A 16,798-nucleotide genomic window follows, 5' to 3' on the forward strand; every position below is an offset into this window, starting at 1 on the left:
CGCCCTGCGCAGGGACTCCCTCTAACCCAATCCTGGCGACGAGCATGTCCAATGCCTATCAAGAACTGATCAATAGTGACCCGGAATGGAAGCGCAACTACGAGCTGATACGGACGCTCGGCGTCGAGAGTGAACGTGGCATGGCGGTTCTGGTCGGAGCTGAGCTGGACCGCGCGCTGGAACTTGTGCTTTGTGCGTATCTTGCACCAGGAAAGGCGCGAACAGAGCTCTTCGCGGGCAGCTCGCCACCGCTCGGCACGTTCTCGGGCAAGATCAATCTCTGCCGCGCGTTGCATCTGATCAACGAAGACGAATGCACAGCACTTCACACGATCCGAAAGATTCGAAACGAGTTCGCGCATGACCCGGACGCATCCTTCGCAAATGCGCAGATCAGGTCATGGGTCGACATTCTTAGGAGCAATCCCGAGCAAGACCACAAGACCAGATTCGAACTCGAGGCCGCAGGACTGATCGCATCGCTCGAAACGACGGCGGTCGATCAGGCGCACGGGCGGGTCTATGAAGAATCGTTCAATACGTGGTACCGGCGTGGCGCCGATCGTGACGCCAAGCCATTAAAGTCGAAGGAAGAGGCCGCCGAGGCCTATCGATCGAAGAGGAGCGACAAGACCGCGCGCTGACCCAGATAGCCGAAGCGATGGTCACAAGGACCTGCTTCGCTTGTTCGAGGATGTCCGTTCGCCGCCATGGGCCATACGAAACGACAGGAGCCGGCGCTCGGCTTCAAGAACGTAGCGTCGATCAAGAGATGACCCTTGCACCCACTGGTTGACGTATCGCCGCAAGTCCAGCGGGGCGCGTTCTTTGACTAGCGCCAGTACGTACGGCCAATCGTTCCGACGAAAGCGCGTCAGCAGCCGCGAGACTACGCTGTCCTGGCCAGTTCTTTTTCAGCCGTGCTTCGAAACTCAATTTTCGAAACTTTGATCTTTCGCTCTATCAGTACAACGAGCCAGAGCATCTCTTACGACGTTGACCGATGCTTCCAGTCTTTGAAGCATGGTCGTCAAGCTCACGATCGTTGCTTCGTCCATGTGAAGATTTTGCGGGGTTAAAGTCGCGCGGATGAGTTGATCAATCGGCAATATGAGAGCTCCATTCGAAGAAGTCCTACCGCGTTCAAACGAGAACTCAGGAATCAGATCGCCGTCCGGGGTAAGCCTGCACGACAACGCCATGTTGGATGAAATTGCTTCTTCTAAGAGCTCAGCAGGAATTTCGATCGCCGCGACAATGGCCCCGGTCTCACTGATTCTGTATCCAAACCGATAAAGATCATCCGCCGTTCCCGCATTTCCGAGACATACGCGTTCGGCAAAGGGTTCAACTGCTTGTCGAGCAGCAAGAGCCAATAACTTAACTCCGTCAACGTAAGCTTCCCTCCGCTAATACCTAATTTATCGGTATCTGAAAAGTCGTTCTATGTGTCTGGCCCCCTTCCGGAGGCCAGATGCCCAAGACGGTTACCTCGCCCATTCAAAAGAAGCTTGCCGCCATGTTGGTCGAGCTAAGAAAGGGCGCGGGACTCCGTCAGGTTGATCTCGCCAACAAACTAGGGGTCTACCAATCCTGGGTAACCCACCTTGAATCTGGGCAACGTCGAATAGACGTCGTTGAGCTGATCGAGTTGGGGCGAGCCATTGGCTTTGACCCCGCCGAGGTCGTTCGGAAACTCAACAAACGTTAGGGCCGAGCCAGGCAGACCGACGCTGCGACCTTGCCGGCTGCTTTTTTGCACCTGCCTCCTTTGCCTGCTTCTTGCCGGCGATAGGCATCAACATCTCCTTCTGACCGCTTGCGGCCTTGCGCGGCTTCTTGGCCGACTTCTTCGGAGCATTTGCAGGCTCCGTCGCCTTCTCTCTCCCGACGCTCTGCCGTAGCGCCTCCATCAGATCAACGACGTTCTCACCCTTTGGCCGCTCTTTAGGGCGGATCAACTTTCCGGCCCGCTTCTGGTTGATCAATTCGACCAGTGCGCTTTCGTAGTGATCCTCGAACTTTTCGGGATCGAACGTGCCTGCCTTCTGGTTCACAATGTGCCTGGCGAGGTCGAGCATATCTTTGGTAACTTTGACATCCTGGATTTCGTCAAAGTACTCCTGCTCGCTGCGGACCTCGTAGGGGTAACGCAGCAACGTTCCCACGAGCCCTTTGTCAATCGGCTCCAGTGCAATGATGTGCTCGCGATTGGTCAGCACGACGCGGCCGATGGCGACCTTGTTCATTTCACGGATGGTCTCGCGGATCACCGCGAAGGCGTCGTGGCCGACCTTGCCGTCCGGACGAAGGTAGTAGGGTCGGATCAGGTAGCGCGGGTCGATTTCTGACTTGTCGACGAACTCATCGATTTCGATCGTGCGGGTCGATTCCAACGCGATCTCTTCGAGCTCCTCCTTCGTCACTTCAATGAACTGGCCCTTCTCCAGTTCATAGCCCTTGACGATGTCCTCGTTAGGCACCTCGTCGCCCGTGTCCTGGTCCACCTTGATGTACTTGATGCGGTGGCCTGTCTGGCGGTTGAGCTGATTGAAGGAGATCTTCTCGGACTCAGAAGTCGCTGGGTACAGCGCCACCGGACAAGTCACGAGGGACAGACGCAGGAAGCCTTTCCAATTGGCACGGGGGCCGTGTACGCAGAACTCCATGTTGGACGGCTCGGACTCAAGACGATCGAAAGCGGCTGGTTCCGACAATGTCAGGGGCAAATAATTCGGCCAGCCTCCCTTCGTCGGACTCGACTTTTGTTCTCTTTATGTTCTAATTCCGGGATGAACGATCGGCCTGCGAGTTGGCGAATGCCCACCCCGAAGCAAATGGAAAAGCTAGCCGCCTCAATGGGAAAGAAAGCCGCGAGGGAGCGTTCGCTCGGTCCCAAGGACGACATGCCGGACGAGTACTGGCATGCCCTCCTCGATGATGCCGATGACCAGGCCGCGGTTTCGGGACGTTCGAGCCCCGGCCAGCGCCTCTGTGAGATGCCGCAGCATGTCCTGCGGGTTTCCTGCCGCAGGTGCGAGCGCATTGTTGAGATCCAGAAAGCGGATGCCGCCCGTCTCTACGGGCAACAGGCGAGCTGGAAGGAGGTCGGGCACCGTTTGCTGGACAACACATGCCAGAACCGAACCGGCCGCCACGAGGAGGACGGTTGCTGGCCGGCCTTCGGGCCGGTTTGACCGATCCCCCCTGCGTCGGCCCCGGATGGCTCCGAAGCATCACCCGACGCCGCTCTCCGGCGGCGACCGGAAAGCCCTTGGCAAGGAGCTCGGCAACCCGAAGCCTATGATTACGCTTCGTCCAAATTGCGTGCGTTCACCGAGCAAGCGAGCGAAGCAACCACAGACCAGTTGGACTGAAAGTTAAATGAGGCATATCACGAAAGTGATCGATACCCGCACCTAGGACGACGTTGGCGCGGCCGCCACCAAGCCTTCTCCGCGCCGGCCCATATCGGCTCAAACAGCAGCTCGTCGCAATTGAGCTATCGCCCGCGCGTTGATTGTATGTGCCAATGGGCACTGGCGATCTCGAGGCGGATAGCACCAACGGAAGGATTCGCAATAGCAGCAGCGTTGAGCAGAACGTTGCCGTTACTCAGCGTTGCCACACATTTCGAATCCCCACATCTGCCCCTTGCTTCTCGGCAAGCGCACTCCTCCGACGAATAGAATCGCGTCGATGCCGCCCGCATAAAGCTCGATCACCGTTAGTCCCTCGCAGATCGCGATTCGGCTAACATGATCGAGATAACAAAGCGCCCGAAGGGCGTTGGTCTGCACGATCCACTCCGTCTTGCTGTAGCAGCGGCCGTGGCATTCCCCGATGGTTCGATGACCGCTTCCGGACTGCGCAGAGAGAGCGCCCGCGGACGACTCATCATCGAGCGCATTGCGGGCAAGGACTACACAACACTCTTTTATATAGAGAGAATGAGGGAATTATGCCGCGTCGAAGCAAGGGTGCCAGGCTCCATCTCAAGGCCGCTCGACGAGACAAAGCCGGCAAGATTACCCACCGGGCAACGTGGATCATCCGAGACAACGGCCTGGATATCAGCACAGGCTGCGCGTCAGATGAAATTACGGCCGCCGAGCAAGCGTTAAAGGATTATATTGCCTCGAAATACGCCCCCAAGCGCAAGGCCCAAGACATTGAATCAATCCCGATCGGGGATGTGCTCTCGATCTACCTCGATGCAGAGCTCGCCAAGCTCCGCGATCGCTTCAAGGTCGCTGAAGATGATGAAGAGACGATTCCCGGCATCCGCAAGTTCAAGGCGGATTGGGCGCCTGAACGATTGGTGGGGCGCAAAAATGCTAGCCGGGGTCGACGGTGAGCAGTGCCGTCAATACGCTAAGGAGCGCGGCAACAAGGGCGGCTCAAGGCGCGATCTTGAAGACCTACGCGCAGCTATCAATCATCATGCGGCGGAAGGTTATCATCGAGGGATCGTCAAGATCACGTTGCCAGCAAAGGGCGAGCCCCGCGATAAGTGGCTCACGAGATCCGATGCCGCAAAGCTGATCTGGACGTGCTGGAGATACCGCGAGCTGCAGAAGATGTCGCGGGGGCCACTGAAAGGCCAGAAAGTCGCGACCGGAAAGCGGCCCTTACGGCACCTGGCACGGTTCATTTTGATTGGTGTTTACAGCGGGTCGCGAGCCGGCGCTATCGCCGCCGCTTCGCCGATTCCGGCAGTCGGCCGCGCGTTTGTCGACCTGGAGCGCGGTATATACTATCGGCGCCGCCAGGGCGACGCAAAGACCAACAAGCGGCAACCGCCAGTGCCGATCCCGCCGCGCCTGCTTGCGCATCTCAGGCGTTGGCACCGGATCGATCATCACGCGAAACACTTCGTGGAATTCAATGGAAAACCCGTCATCTCAGTGAAGACGGCCTTCAAAACCGCCGTGCGACTGGCCGGCCTTGGCGTGGGTATTTCGCCCCATACGCTTCGGCATACAGCAGCGACTTGGTTGATGCAGCGTGGCGCCGATCCGTGGCAGGCAGCGGGCTACCTAGGCATGTCGCTTGACGTTCTGCTCAACACCTACGGCCATCATCACCCCGATTATCTCGCAGACGCCGTTGAGAAGATCGCCAAGCGAGAGAGGAAGATCGAAGGAAACCGCGGCAACTTCGATTCGGTACTGCCGCTGCGTCGATAGAAGAATGGAGTTCGTGGGGATTGGATTGCTGGTGCAACCCGAACTGATGACTATCGAGCTCACCCGACGTCCGTCAGAAGACCTTTGTTCGAGGCAGAGAGAGTATCAGGAAATTCCCATTGAAAAATAGAGCATTTTTCGATCTTGCCGGACAAGCAACCACTGTTTGAGCTACGGCCTGAAGATAAATTCCGGCTCCGTTCCGTTAATGGCCGATCCATCCGCCGACCATCAAACGACCAACGAGCGGCGAACTAGTTGAACCAACCACTCTAATCGTTAGCCTATCCTCCGAGGGCAAAGGTCCACGCTTTCGGATCGTGACGGGCGGGCCAAAATGCAATAAGGTTGATGCTGGCAAGACATGCTACCTTTGCTTCGCTCCAACATCACGCAACCGCGTGGCAGCTAAGTGAGGGCAAGAAACTAGAAAAATCCGGCTATATTTCATAGACTTAAGTGCCTAGTTCGCACAAACAATAATGTCCCAATTTGACTTGGGGAAGGGCTGTGCTGTTGAGCGAATTGTTGCGCGAGGCAGTTATTGTTGCACTGGTCCTCGCAATCAGTTGGTCAGCCTCGGTAGGTGGTGCTGCCTCACAGGAGCGCCCGTCTGACACATTCAGGGCATCGGCAGTCTCCCTGCTAGCCAGTTTTCTTCGAGTGAACGCCAGCTTCAAGGGTTGCAACGCGAAGGAGGGCTTTGCGTTTATCGTTGGCGAAAACGACGACAAGCTTTTCTTGGCGGTGCCGGATCACGTAATCCACTGCCGGGTATTTACTCCACCGGTTGCCGAAGTCGTCCAATTGGGGGGGTATTCGAGCGACGGGAAGCCTTTCAGCTTTGGCCGGGCAGACCCGATCGCCTTGCCTGCGGCGGGTACCAGTGGCTCCGAGGACATCGCCTTCCTATCGGTACCTAAGCCTCAAACCTGGACAACGAAGCACACGTTAATGGCGGACGCCGCCGAACTAGCGAACGGTACGGCTGTGACATTTCTGGGCTATTTACAGCGGCCGATCATCCCCCAACAGCTAGGTGTCGTCGTTGATGTCTGCGACACCGCTTATACAACCAAAGCATGTGGAATCCTGGTTGAAAGGCTTGCGACGCAAGTCGGGACCTCTGGCGCGGTCGTCTTCAACGAGCAAGGACACGTCGTTGGATTGAACATTCTGGGAGAGCGCGATGAATCGCTTGCGCTTGCGCTTAGGCTTGATGAGATTCGGAGAATTGCAGAAAAAGCCGGGGTGCCGTGGAACATTTATACTGACGCCGAGGAACTCAAGTTCGGCGAGCGGTTGGGACGGGCCATCAATGGCGGCGACCGAGAGAAATTTAAGGCGGTCGTGGCCAAGCGCATCAATCTCGATCGATCATATAAGTTCAACGATGAGAATAGCCCGTACCCACCGCTTGCCGTTGCCGGTTGGGCGAACCAGATCGACATGGCCGTGACTTTGATCAAGTCCGGCGCGCGTGCTCACTATGGCCCCGCTATTGGCGCGGCAATGGCAGCGCAGCGCTACGATGCCCTGAAGATCATGCTGGACGCAGGCATGGGTACCGCGTGCCCTTTTAATACCGCGCTCAGCAAGGGAGATGAGACTTCGATCAGGATGATCCTAGCGGCAAACTCCCGCGAGCTCGTAACGGGAAACTGCGGCGGGCTTACGCCAGTGAATGCAGCGATCAAGGCTGGAAGAGAGGACGTCGCAGCAGCCTTGTTCGAGTTAAGGCCAGCCGGCCTAGGCGACGAGGACCAACTGCTTGTTTCTGCTATCCTCAAAGGGCAGTCAAGCATGGTTGAAAAACTCCTGAACACCGGCGCTGGCAAAGGGTTAGTGGGCGATAACGTGACGGGAAGTCCGCTTCATGCCGCGGCTTTTGTGGGAAATTCAGAACAGGTCGAGCGATTGCTAGCGATGGGTGTGCCCGTGGACCTTCGCGACTATCAGGGCGGGTTGTATGGACCAACGCCTTTTGAAGCAGCGATTTTTGGCGGCAACTTCCAAATTGCACGGCTGCTAGCCAAGCGAGGAGGTAGCCCGCTCGGGTACCGCAACGGCAAGGAGCGTATCTTCAGTGACCTTATCTTTTATAAGCTGACAGACGTCCAACAACAGCAGGCCAGACGCGTGGTGATAGAACTGGCTACGGACTACTGCAGTAAGCTAAAAGAAACCCAGTTCAGCGAAGCACGCGACTTCCGCATTCAGCGACGGAATTGCGAGAATCTATGACCACCTGTATCAGTGGCTCACGCTTAATGACCATCTTGCCGGTCGCGGTTATTAGCTTTTCGTCCATTCAGCGGTCACAAGCCGCCATGGACTGTGGTGCCGTGCTTACGATGGACAACCAATCGCCGGCACATGGCGCGAGTTCGTACGGACGGCGCTCTGAGGAGCGATGCGAGGGGACTATTCGGGAAGATCAAGCTGGCTCGGTCGGTGTCGCGATATTGCGTCTCGAAGTCCTACCAAGGGTAGACCTCACTTTGGTCAAGACCGTGACGATAACTCGCACCGCCGATATACCCAAAGGCGCGAGCGCCATTGCAACCATTTTGGAGAGGACAGCACAACACTTCTATCGTCTCGACGCGGCGCTCGATAAGGCGAAGGCCGTTGCTTGGCCGCTCGACGATGTTGCCAAACCACTTGGTGTCTCTCTGACTAGCCTGGACCTGGTCGGTCGGATCCAAGATCCGGCACAACCTGGACAGACGATCTTTTTCCCCATAGCTCTGCGCCAGCCACAGTCAGCTGGTCCCTCCGAACAGTCCGACCTCGCGCTTCGGATGATGCTTACAGCGCCGGCCCGAAATGTATCTGTCAGCGTCGGCCGCTCCGACCTATCCAATAAGTGCACCGTTGATCGCGAGCTTCTGAGCCTGGCATCCTCGTCGCCTTCAACGCCCATAGAATTGACGCTACCTGCTGCTATTCCCCGAATGTTTTGTATCGAGGTTACCTTCAGCACCAAGAATCTTGACGGGAAGTTCGTCGAAGGTAGTACCTACCTGTCCTTTCGAAAATAAGGGGGCGCGGCATGGGTCTGGAGGCCGCTAAGGACTGGGCCCGAAGCCAGAAGCAATTGGCACTCTCCGAACTCGACGCTGCCCGTCGAGCCAACGATGCCAACGCAATTGAAGAAGCTGCCAACAGACTCATACACCTCAGCCAGTTCACAGTTGCGTTGAGTGGCGAGGCGCCGGATGCGAGCGATGGCAAGCTAGGACCAGGGGGATGGTTTCTTCTTATCGGGATAGCATGTGCGTTGGTTGCGCTATTGCTCAGCATTCACCCCACCGCCGGACTGATTTCAATGGAAGCGTCGTCCCGAGGTGTTCGTCTCGCATTCGAGAAAGACGTTAGGCTGAAGGGAGAAGGACTAGCATTCGTCGGATACGACATCACCGAAATATCTGGAGCCGCAGCGGTCACGGACGCCCGAGGCGGGGCCACGTTACCGCTAAACGTAAAGAACGAGCGACTTAAGATTGAGGCAGACGCAGCTATCGCCGAGATCCACGTCGCGAAGGATGACGAACTTTCCGTGGAGCTTTTCGGTTCCGATCTAATGCGGTTGTCCCTGCACGGTCCGGGGTCCGGCATAGACTTATCGCTCAATGGCACAGCTGTTCGATTGCTCGATGGCGATGGCAAGCCTCTCCAAGCTGGAGCGCTCACGGCAAAGAGGAATGTTCATTTTCAGAGCGGACCCGCACTTGAAGTGCTGTTGACGAGACGGCCAAAAGCCGGTGAACGTCTGTCCGTCATTCAATATAGCGGTCAAATGGGCCTAATCGCGTTCGACAAGCGGGTGCCCGTCAATGGCATACTGAATGGCCGCAGCAACCTTCTCCAGTCAGCGACGGTCGCATTTTTGGGCTTCGGCGACGAAAAAACGTCCCCCTTCGGCGGACAGGCACTTTCGGTAATTAGGGGAAATGGCGCTTTTGAACTGAGCGCCAAGGCCACGACGCTGAATGTGGCATTTAATGGCAACGCCGTAGACGTTCGTGGTACCCAATCGACTCTCACGCCGAGCCTTCTTCACTGGCTATGGAAGAATACAACAATCACTTTCACATTTGGTGCAATCATCAGCGTTCTTGGCTTCCTTCTAACAAGTCGCACTCGGATACGCGAGTTTCTAAACAAGGGTTAGGCTTAGAGGTCCATTCAAAGTCCGAGAGTTCATGCAGCATGACTCGAGGCCCCGGTTTGGACGCTTGAATCACGTCCAAACCGATGCCTTCAATCAGCGGAAGCCGGACAATCGGCATTTCCGAGATTGCCCCCTTACCGGACATGCGGACATGCCAAAATCGACGTAAATGGACGATGCGAGCCAATTGCTGGAATTTCTCTGTGATGTAAGGTGAGTGTATTCCCTGAGCCGACAATCGCGTTGGCGCCGTACCAACTTTACTTTGTTACTTGGCGGAGTTTGCGCAAATGATCGATCCAAAAGTCGTCAAGACATTCATTGGACTTATAAAAGAGCTTGTTGGGGCGGGTTTCAAAATCGACGCGAAGCATAAAGGGCGTCTGGGGAAGAACCTTCGAGAAATTGCAGAGCTTCTTGAGACCACCAAGGATCAACTAGCGAACGGCATGGTGCCGCGTGAATCGTCGCACCAAGTTGCAACACTTATCAATTTCACAAACGACACCCTACAAGGCGTGTTCAAAATTCCCAACGCTGATGAGTTGGACGACATATTCTCGAAGCAGCTTCCCCACATTGGCTACTTGTTACGCAGCGCCGACGTGTTCATTGATGGCAAACCTCGAACTGGCCGCCACAAATACATGTATGGGCTGGAGGCCCGCGACGGTGATTATCAGGTTTCGCCTCAATCCGTCAGTTCGGCCATAGAGGAAATTGAACGAGCTGCAGGTCGACTTCGCGGCGCGGCGAATTTTCTTGATCCCAACGCCGGCATCAGCAGAAATAGGAAGTCAAGCAGCAAGCCCAAGGCCTCAAATACTTCGAAGGGAAACATCGCAGCAAAGAGAGGTTCGGTGAGGAAGGCTGCCAAACCAAGCGGCAAACGCTAGGCATGCGGCCTTAGTCCAGCTTCGTAATTGAAGTAGACAAAGTCAGTTAATGGACCATCTCGCCGTTCCGCTGCTGTGCAACAATACGTCGGCTATCGGGGCAGAGCGGACTTCGACAAGCCGTCAGCCCTGTACGTTTGTGGGTTCACGGCCTACGTAAAGCCGTCACGAGCCGAAAATCGTCAACGCTGGAGGTCCACTGGATGCAACGCACTTGTAATGGCTCAAGTTATCAAGCATCGCTACAACGCCGGGCATAGGCTTTAAATCGCGTGCAAATAACTCTGAGACGCGCCCGCGATCGTTGTTTTCAAACGTATCGGGCAGGCTTCCGCCGATACGATGTTCGATATCGGCGAGAATAGCCGAGAGCTTTTTGCCACGGTATCTTTTGACTAATACCTCGGCAGGATCGCTCAACTCCGGCAGCAGGTCGAGAAAGGCTTGATTACAAAGGGTCTCGCTGTCAACGAGCGTTCCATCCAGATCAAAAATGACACAGATATCTGGCATCTGCAAAAGGTCCCACTGCCGTTTCAGTGTCGTCCCAACCTTAGATCACTGTATTGGCTACAGCCATGATTTCGGGCTTGTCAGCATAGGCCCAAGGCAGCAGATCATGTATCTCGCTATTTGGATGCCCATTGACGATTTTGTTGAGGACATCGGTCGGGTAGGCAAGCGGATCGACATCGTTCAGCTTGCAAGTCTTGATCAGGGAGGCGATCACTGCCCAATGCTCGGCACCGCCGTCGGAGCCTGCGAACAACGCATTTTTCCGATTGAGGGTGATCGGACGGATCGCGCGTTCGACGGCATTCTTGTCGAGTTCGATACGGCCATCATCGATGAAGCGCGTCAGTCCCTCCCAACGGATTGGGTCGGCCATGCCGCCTGGCACCTGCGTCCGCTGCACGAACGACTTCTCGTCACGCTCCGGCAAAGATCAAAGCTGTTCGCCGACGAGACAACGGTGCCGGTGCTCGATCCGGGCCGTGGCCGCACCAAGACAGGGCAACTGTGGACCTATGCCGTGGATGACCGGCCATGGGGTGGGCGCCGATCCGCCATGCGTCGCTTATGTCTACGCCCCTGACCGCAAGGCGAACGGCCGATCGCTCATCTCGAAGGCTTCAAGGGGATTCTTCAAGTCGACGGCTATGCCGGCTACGGCAAGCTCGCCGAGCGCGGCGACGTTGCGCTCGCGTTCTGCCGGGTGCATATGCGGCGCAACTTCTACGAACTCGCCACCCCCGGCCCGGCGCCAATTGCCAGCGAGGCGCTCAAGCACAACCGAGTTCTACGCCATCGAGAAGAACATCCGGGGCCGCAGTGCCGAAGAGCGGTGCCTCATCCGGCAGCGCAAGAGTCGGCCACTCGCCGATACGTTCCAGAATTGGCTACGCGCAAAGCTCGCCCTGATCAGCCAGAAGGGCAAGCTCGCCGAGGCCATCCGCTATGCGCTCTCACGCCAGCATCGAGCGATCCAGCGCGATGCCTTGCCGCGCGTAAATCTGGACCTGCCGGTACAGCGGCAGATGATCGGCGCATTTGGACACCAGAACCTGGGCGACGGTGGCCTCGGTCGGCAGCCCGCCCTCGATCAACCGCGCCGGAGCCGGCGCTTGCATGACGCCGTCCTCGCAGGATCGGCAGGCCTATTTGGGCCGCCGGGTGACCAAGATCCGGAACTGCGCCGGCACTAGGTCCAGCCGCTCGCTTTTGTCCTCGCCGATCCGGTGCAACTTGCCCTTGCAGCAGGGACAAGTCTTGGCGTCGATGTCGACGACGACCTCGATCCGCGGCAGGTGCGCCGGCAGGGCTCCACGATTGATGCGACGATTGCGGGCCCGTGTTACGCGACCTTCGGGCGCTCTCGCATCCTGCTCTGCTTCGCCGCACGCTGCGACCTGCTCGACGTCTTCCAGACCAAGCAGCATCTGCTCCTCGCGCTGTGTCTCCGCCCGGCGGCCAAAGCGATGGCGCTGCAATTCCTTGATGATCTGGCACAGCCGCTCGCTCTCGCACCGCTCGGCGAGCAGCATCGCTTTCAATATCTCAGGATCGTCAGGCAGGGAGTCGCTCGGCACCAGCAAATCAGATCACACTCGGCGGCACTTTGCGACGAGCGCGGGGCGTCTGATTCATTTCGCCGCAGCGCTGCTAACAATTATCCGGGCTGCGTCGGTGTCGCCGTCTCCCGTGCCTCATGGACCCGCCGCCAGTCCAGCCCCTCCAGCAGCGCAGACAATTGCGCCGCCGACAAACGCATCACGCCATCCTCGATCTTCGGCCAGCGACGCCGTTCTCCAAACGCTTGACGAACAAGAACAGACCCGTTCCGTCCCAGAAGATCAGCTTGATCCGGTCCGCTCGCTTGGCCCGAAACACATACACCGTGCCCGAGAACGGCTCGGCCAGCATGCTCTCGCGCACCAGTGTGGACAGCCCTTCTGCGCCCTTGCGGAAGTCGAGCGGCTTGGTCGCCACCATCACTCGAACCGTCCCGGATGGACCGGTCACCGGCCAGCCTTCAGCGCCTGAACGATGGCCGCGATCATCGTCGCATCCGCGCCACGGCCGACCCGGATCGTGACGCCGTCGACCTCAATCTCGATCATTCCGACGTCGGACCTGGACTTGCATCGCGGCGGTTTGCGCTCATTGCCAAGAACAGGCGTCTGCGCGACCGCGCCTACCACGGCCGGCACGAACTGCAAGTCTTCCGATCGGGAACGCTCGGCCGCGGCTTCTCGCAGTTGGCGGCGCCAACCAAACTGCGGCGATAATCCATGGCGCCGAGCCACGGCACAGACCGAGTCACCACTCGCAACGATCTCGGCAACAATCCACGCCCTGTCTTCGTCGCTCCACTTCCGCCGACGACCGGCGCCGGTGAAGACTTCCAGACGCCGAACCGGCTCCGTGATAGCACTATGCACTGCGTCCATTCTACGCCTAGCGGTCGAAACTAACCGCAGGCTCGCAGATTACCACTTCATCCGAAACGTGGCCGCAGGACGCCGCTTACCCTAGTTCGATGGTGATGCCCGCTATAGTCGGGCCAAGGCCTGCTCGGATTTCTAGTCTTAGCTTCGCACTTCGGATATCCGATCGCTTGCAGCGGCGCCTGCCAAAAGGGCCTAGTTGCAGCACCTAAATCCGAATCCCGCGAGAGAAACAAGTGACGCTACGCTTAACGCGCGAACAACTCTATGAATTGGTTTGGCCGGAGGCCATGAGCCGAATTTGCAAAGCGATCGGCATTTCTGACGTGGCGATAGCCAAGCACTGCGGCAAGGCGGATATACCCATCCCGGAACGCGGATACTGGAACAAGCTGCATGCTGGTCAAAAGGTTACGCGAACGCCTCTTCCTCCGCGCGATCTCGCAACGATCAATCTGATTGAAATGGGTGGAGCATTGCCGCCCGAACTAAAAGCTCGGATTACCGGTGAGCCCGGCATTGACGGCGAACCGGAGAACATAGATGTGCTGACGGAGCGGTTTCGGAAGCGTCTCGGCAAAGTAAGCTTATCCCGCGACCTGACGCGCGCAGATCCCGCCATCGCCAAACTGCTCAATCGCGATGAAACGATTCATCAGAAGATGGCAGCAAGCTCCTTCCATTGGGAGAAGCCTCGTTTCGAATCATCCTACGAACGGCGGCGTCTACGCATTCTCAACTCAATCTTTCTCGCCTTTGCCAGGGTGGGGGGAGGAAGTGCTTACATCCGCGATCGGGAGGCACGCGAGATTTCAATCCGCGGACCTGCGGGCGTCAGCATAACTTTGGGTTCCCCAAAGAAGCGTCAGGCCCGTAACCGGCGCTCTGACGATGCGGACGCAAAGGACAAGCTGGAGCTACGGGCTGAAGGTGGTCGGCACCATCCAGATATTATTTCGAGTTGGATGGATGATGATGCAGGTAAGCTCGAAGACAAGCTGACTGAAATTGTGATCGGCCTTGCTGTTGTGAGTGAACGCGAATCGCGGCGATGGCAGTCCGAGATGGCGACGTGGCAGCGCAAGCGTGAGGAAGGGGAAGCCGAAGCACGGCGCAAAGCTAAGGAGAAAGCTGAACGCGAAGAACGGGAACGCATTGCAGCCGAGGAGAAGGCGCGCCGCGATGGGCTTTTAACCGAGGCCAAGAACTGGCGAAATGCCAGGCTAATACGTGAATACGTCGAGGCAAGACGCAGATCAGAAGTAGCGCAAGTGCCAGAATTCGAAAAATGGGCGCGTTGGGCGCTGGAGGTAGCAGATCAGATGGATCCGCTCTTCAACATTAAGTCTAACTCTGACATTGAGGGCGTCAAAATTCGTCCGTCTCGGAAACAGAGTTTCCGCCTTCACCCAGAGCCGGTGCTTCCGATAGCCAGTCGTCCTGATCAAGCCGATCGTGGCTACGCATCTTGCCATGCCCGGAGCGACAGAGCGATACGCACCGCGACACTGCGCGCCTCAAGCGCTTGCAGGCTTGCGAAACCGATTGGACCGGCTATTGTCTGGGCGTGCGGATCGGCGAACGATGCCGGAAAGTCCGCGCGGTTAGTGCTGCACTGGTTTTGGCGACGGCGTGTCAGCAGCCTTTGCCACAAGATAGGTGGCGTGACTGACAGCCAGCATGGCGGCCATTGACGTTCCTACCGGCGGCAAAGCGCCAATGAGGACATCAACCTTCTGGATCACGAGCAAGATTTCCTGCGCAGTGAGATCGCGGACCGCCGCGAAGATCGCGTTTCCGTAGGTGACAAGCAGCCCGGACGTTATCAGCACCATCTGCACGCGCGTGATGTCTATCTTGTCCTTGTTGTCGGTGTCTTCACCCAGGAACCAGTCTGCAATGGAGGCGCGGTGCCGCGGGTCGTATCCCGCGACCTTGTCCTTGAACATGGTCACGCTGCCGACTGGCTGCGACCTCTCGGACGAAACAACCGTTGGCGAATCGTCGGTGCCCTTGATTGACTTGATCAGCGTGGACAAGACGGTTGACCCGAACGAAATCCCCAGCACACCCCAGATCCCGGTAGGGATATCCGGAAAGAATCCATTCTTGACAGCATTGGGCAGGTCGCTCACCGCTCTTGGGAAATTACGGACCATCTCGGAGACAAGACCTCCGTTGAAGATAGCGATCGCCATCACGCTCGTCAGTACGAGAACAGTCCAGGAGGTCACTTGGGCGAGCGCGAGCGAGTATCGGCCATTTGGACTGATCAGCGCACCAAGTGGAGTACCGTTGACGCCCTTGCCCAACCCAACAAGCACAAGGATCACGCCGAGCATCATCAGAGCCGTTGGCATACCAAGCGACACGGCCTGCGCTCCGCTCGTCGGCACATGCCAGCCAAACAGCCACCAACCCACGAATTGTGCGGCGTGTCCGACCCACGTGTCGGCCTTGATGACGAGATTTTGCGCAGCAAACTTGACCGCGTCTCCGAGCAGGGCAAGGCAGAACAGATTTTTGGCTTGATCGTCGGCCGAAATCGGCTTCTTCGTTTTCGGATCAACTGGCGGTTTCGTTTCGTCAGCCCATTTCGTCAACCGTTCAACGCACGTAGGTCCTTGATCGGAAAAGAGGTCATACAGTTTTTTGTCACGACTCTTTCTCGCGTCATCCAGCGCTGTGCCGCTCTTGCCTTTTAGAGTGTCGGCTGCGGTTTCGCAAGCCTTCTGATCCGGCCCCCCTCCAGCTGGACACGCCGGCAACGGCAGGGAACTGCTGAACTTCTGACCGTCTTCGATCTGCCGATTCGCGAGCAGATCATACGCTAGGCTGAAGCTGCTCGCGGTCCACAGCAAGCTGAAAGCCGCTAGAAAAAAAAGCGCGCCGCCGGAAAGTCCTATCCCCCAAGCTGGGCTTCGATACCAGCGTCGCCGGTCCGAAGGCCGAACGACACCGGAATCGGTATAACCGGAGACGTAGGGCAACTCGTCCTCGGCAGGAAGTTTGGGCGATTCAAAGAGCCGGTAGGTTCGCGTATCGGCGCCGGTACCGGCAACAAAATCGCCGCCGGACGTGACATCCGCGTCGAACATCCAGGCGACGGATGTTGGCGGCAAATTGTCGCGCGGCGGCGCGCCGTTTTCGTTGACCTCCCAGAGCACTGCGCGCGCTGGCAACTCCATCTCGGCGCGATACGTGTTCGTCTCGACTGCGCTCACCGTCGACGACATCGCGTTGTAGGTGACCATTGCCACTGCGTCGTTGGCGCGCGGCGCCAGTTGCTGTTTCAGATTTCCACCGAGACCGCGGCGCTGAGCGGCGGCGGCCAGCTTAGCGACCACCGCGTGTAATCGTGCGAGCGTCTGATTGCTACCATCCTTAGCCGCGAGCCCCGAGGTCTCTCCCCACACGATCGCGAGTAATTGCTGATCGGCCATCTTGCGTCCCCCGGCGCGGTTGAAAAACCATTTCTAAAAATCTGACGATGTCGCTTGGCAATGGCCTATCATTTATGATTGAATGGCAAGATACAACTGAAAATTGTTGGCATATTTCGCCAACTCAATGCCGACACCGGGGGCG

The 16,798-nt window shown here is 57.5% G+C and carries 16 protein-coding genes and 4 pseudogenes; 11 read left to right on the forward strand and 9 right to left on the reverse strand.

Annotated features, from left to right (window positions below):
* The first annotated feature begins 44 nt into the window (after positions 1-44).
* Positions 45-644, forward strand: coding sequence for a hypothetical protein (locus tag AAFG50_RS37355; protein WP_011084407.1), 600 nt, complete (start codon positions 45-47; stop codon positions 642-644).
* A gap of 288 nt (positions 645-932) precedes the next feature.
* Here AAFG50_RS37355 and AAFG50_RS37360 read toward each other — a convergent pair whose 3' ends face one another.
* Positions 933-1,376, reverse strand: coding sequence for a hypothetical protein (locus AAFG50_RS37360; RefSeq protein ID WP_014498101.1), 444 nt, complete (start codon positions 1,374-1,376; stop codon positions 933-935).
* A gap of 98 nt (positions 1,377-1,474) precedes the next feature.
* On the opposite strand from AAFG50_RS37360, the gene AAFG50_RS37365 reads away from it, so the two are divergent.
* Complete coding sequence (locus AAFG50_RS37365) at positions 1,475-1,711, forward strand: helix-turn-helix transcriptional regulator (RefSeq protein WP_011084405.1); 237 nt, start codon at positions 1,475-1,477, stop codon at positions 1,709-1,711.
* Here AAFG50_RS37365 and AAFG50_RS37370 read toward each other — a convergent pair.
* Complete coding sequence (locus AAFG50_RS37370) at positions 1,698-2,669, reverse strand: Ku protein (protein WP_028175395.1); 972 nt, start codon at positions 2,667-2,669, stop codon at positions 1,698-1,700. The two genes, AAFG50_RS37365 and AAFG50_RS37370, sit on opposite strands and share 14 nt — an antisense overlap.
* 123 nt (positions 2,670-2,792) lie before the next feature.
* Here AAFG50_RS37370 and AAFG50_RS37375 point away from each other — a divergent pair, with 123 nt between their 5' ends.
* Positions 2,793-3,197: a hypothetical protein gene (locus AAFG50_RS37375; protein ID WP_161170732.1), complete on the forward strand. Its 405-nt coding sequence runs from the start codon at positions 2,793-2,795 to the stop codon at positions 3,195-3,197.
* Between the two features lie 414 nt (positions 3,198-3,611).
* Here AAFG50_RS37375 and AAFG50_RS37380 read toward each other — a convergent pair whose 3' ends face one another.
* Positions 3,612-3,800 carry a hypothetical protein gene (locus tag AAFG50_RS37380; protein WP_028170338.1) on the reverse strand — a complete coding sequence of 63 codons (189 nt, stop codon included), beginning with the start codon at positions 3,798-3,800 and terminating at the stop codon, positions 3,612-3,614.
* A 161-nt stretch (positions 3,801-3,961) separates the two neighbouring features.
* Here AAFG50_RS37380 and AAFG50_RS37385 point away from each other — a divergent pair, with 161 nt between their 5' ends.
* The 6 genes from AAFG50_RS37385 (at position 3,962) to AAFG50_RS37410 (ending at position 10,262) form a co-directional block, all read left to right on the forward strand.
* Entirely contained in the window at positions 3,962-4,357 is a 396-nt protein-coding gene (locus AAFG50_RS37385) for a hypothetical protein (protein ID WP_011084401.1), read from the forward strand.
* Complete coding sequence (locus AAFG50_RS37390) at positions 4,335-5,189, forward strand: site-specific integrase (protein ID WP_011084400.1); 855 nt, start codon at positions 4,335-4,337, stop codon at positions 5,187-5,189. The genes AAFG50_RS37385 and AAFG50_RS37390 overlap by 23 nt, the downstream gene beginning before the upstream one ends.
* 510 nt (positions 5,190-5,699) lie before the next feature.
* Positions 5,700-7,433: an ankyrin repeat domain-containing protein gene (locus tag AAFG50_RS37395; RefSeq protein WP_028175394.1), complete on the forward strand. Its 1,734-nt coding sequence runs from the start codon at positions 5,700-5,702 to the stop codon at positions 7,431-7,433.
* Positions 7,430-8,233 carry a hypothetical protein gene (locus tag AAFG50_RS37400; protein ID WP_014498104.1) on the forward strand — a complete coding sequence of 268 codons (804 nt, stop codon included), beginning with the start codon at positions 7,430-7,432 and terminating at the stop codon, positions 8,231-8,233. The genes AAFG50_RS37395 and AAFG50_RS37400 overlap by 4 nt, the downstream gene beginning before the upstream one ends.
* 11 nt (positions 8,234-8,244) lie before the next feature.
* Entirely contained in the window at positions 8,245-9,366 is a 1,122-nt protein-coding gene (locus AAFG50_RS37405) for a hypothetical protein (protein ID WP_028175393.1), read from the forward strand.
* A gap of 290 nt (positions 9,367-9,656) precedes the next feature.
* On the forward strand, positions 9,657-10,262 hold the full coding sequence (locus AAFG50_RS37410; RefSeq protein ID WP_011084396.1) for a hypothetical protein: 606 nt from the start codon (positions 9,657-9,659) through the stop codon (positions 10,260-10,262).
* Positions 10,263-10,427: 165 nt separating this feature from the next.
* Here the strand turns inward: AAFG50_RS37410 and AAFG50_RS37415 are convergent, their stop codons facing one another.
* Both AAFG50_RS37415 and AAFG50_RS37420 read right to left on the reverse strand, forming a co-directional pair.
* A complete protein-coding gene (locus AAFG50_RS37415) occupies positions 10,428-10,775 on the reverse strand; it encodes an HAD hydrolase-like protein (protein WP_011084395.1) in 348 nt (115 codons plus the stop codon).
* Positions 10,776-10,815: 40 nt separating this feature from the next.
* Positions 10,816-11,136, reverse strand: a pseudogene (locus AAFG50_RS37420) (transposase domain-containing protein); the annotation flags it as partial.
* Between AAFG50_RS37420 and AAFG50_RS37425 the strand changes: the two are divergent.
* A pseudogene (locus tag AAFG50_RS37425) lies at positions 11,137-11,734 on the forward strand (IS66 family transposase); the annotation flags it as partial.
* A gap of 6 nt (positions 11,735-11,740) precedes the next feature.
* Here AAFG50_RS37425 and AAFG50_RS37430 read toward each other — a convergent pair.
* From AAFG50_RS37430 to AAFG50_RS37440, 3 genes and pseudogenes are all read right to left on the reverse strand, one after another.
* Positions 11,741-12,307 (reverse strand): annotated as a pseudogene (locus tag AAFG50_RS37430) (IS66 family transposase zinc-finger binding domain-containing protein); the annotation flags it as partial.
* A 125-nt stretch (positions 12,308-12,432) separates the two neighbouring features.
* A pseudogene (gene tnpB / locus AAFG50_RS37435) lies at positions 12,433-12,755 on the reverse strand (IS66 family insertion sequence element accessory protein TnpB).
* Between the two features lie 26 nt (positions 12,756-12,781).
* Positions 12,782-13,213, reverse strand: a complete 432-nt coding sequence (locus AAFG50_RS37440) for a transposase (RefSeq protein WP_011084389.1) — start codon at positions 13,211-13,213, stop codon at positions 12,782-12,784.
* Between the two features lie 233 nt (positions 13,214-13,446).
* Between AAFG50_RS37440 and AAFG50_RS37445 the strand changes: the two genes are divergently transcribed.
* Positions 13,447-14,904, forward strand: a complete 1,458-nt coding sequence (locus AAFG50_RS37445) for a hypothetical protein (RefSeq protein ID WP_053815124.1) — start codon at positions 13,447-13,449, stop codon at positions 14,902-14,904.
* Here the strand turns inward: AAFG50_RS37445 and AAFG50_RS37450 are convergent.
* A complete protein-coding gene (locus AAFG50_RS37450; RefSeq protein WP_011084387.1) occupies positions 14,815-16,653 on the reverse strand; it encodes a hypothetical protein in 1,839 nt (612 codons plus the stop codon). The genes AAFG50_RS37445 and AAFG50_RS37450 overlap by 90 nt on opposite strands.
* Positions 16,654-16,798: the final 145 nt, after the last annotated feature.

It is taken from the genome of Bradyrhizobium sp. B039 (assembly GCF_038965675.1).
Classification (GTDB): domain Bacteria; phylum Pseudomonadota; class Alphaproteobacteria; order Rhizobiales; family Xanthobacteraceae; genus Bradyrhizobium; species Bradyrhizobium diazoefficiens.

Bases quoted from the DNA above. Each gene is read 5' to 3' on its own strand.
- AAFG50_RS37370 (WP_028175395.1), bottom strand. From the start codon at position 2,669: ATGGAGTTCTGCGTACACGGCCCCCGTGCCAATTGGAAAGGCTTCCTG.
- AAFG50_RS37385 (WP_011084401.1), top strand. From the start codon at position 3,962: ATGCCGCGTCGAAGCAAGGGTGCCAGGCTCCATCTCAAGGCCGCTCGA.
- AAFG50_RS37365 (WP_011084405.1), top strand. From the start codon at position 1,475: ATGCCCAAGACGGTTACCTCGCCCATTCAAAAGAAGCTTGCCGCCATG.
- AAFG50_RS37405 (WP_028175393.1), top strand. From the start codon at position 8,245: ATGGGTCTGGAGGCCGCTAAGGACTGGGCCCGAAGCCAGAAGCAATTG.
- AAFG50_RS37375 (WP_161170732.1), top strand. From the start codon at position 2,793: ATGAACGATCGGCCTGCGAGTTGGCGAATGCCCACCCCGAAGCAAATG.
- AAFG50_RS37450 (WP_011084387.1), bottom strand. From the start codon at position 16,653: ATGGCCGATCAGCAATTACTCGCGATCGTGTGGGGAGAGACCTCGGGG.
- AAFG50_RS37355 (WP_011084407.1), top strand. From the start codon at position 45: ATGTCCAATGCCTATCAAGAACTGATCAATAGTGACCCGGAATGGAAG.
- AAFG50_RS37400 (WP_014498104.1), top strand. From the start codon at position 7,430: ATGACCACCTGTATCAGTGGCTCACGCTTAATGACCATCTTGCCGGTC.
- AAFG50_RS37390 (WP_011084400.1), top strand. From the start codon at position 4,335: ATGCTAGCCGGGGTCGACGGTGAGCAGTGCCGTCAATACGCTAAGGAG.
- AAFG50_RS37410 (WP_011084396.1), top strand. From the start codon at position 9,657: ATGATCGATCCAAAAGTCGTCAAGACATTCATTGGACTTATAAAAGAG.
- AAFG50_RS37440 (WP_011084389.1), bottom strand. From the start codon at position 13,213: ATGGACGCAGTGCATAGTGCTATCACGGAGCCGGTTCGGCGTCTGGAA.
- AAFG50_RS37415 (WP_011084395.1), bottom strand. From the start codon at position 10,775: ATGCCAGATATCTGTGTCATTTTTGATCTGGATGGAACGCTCGTTGAC.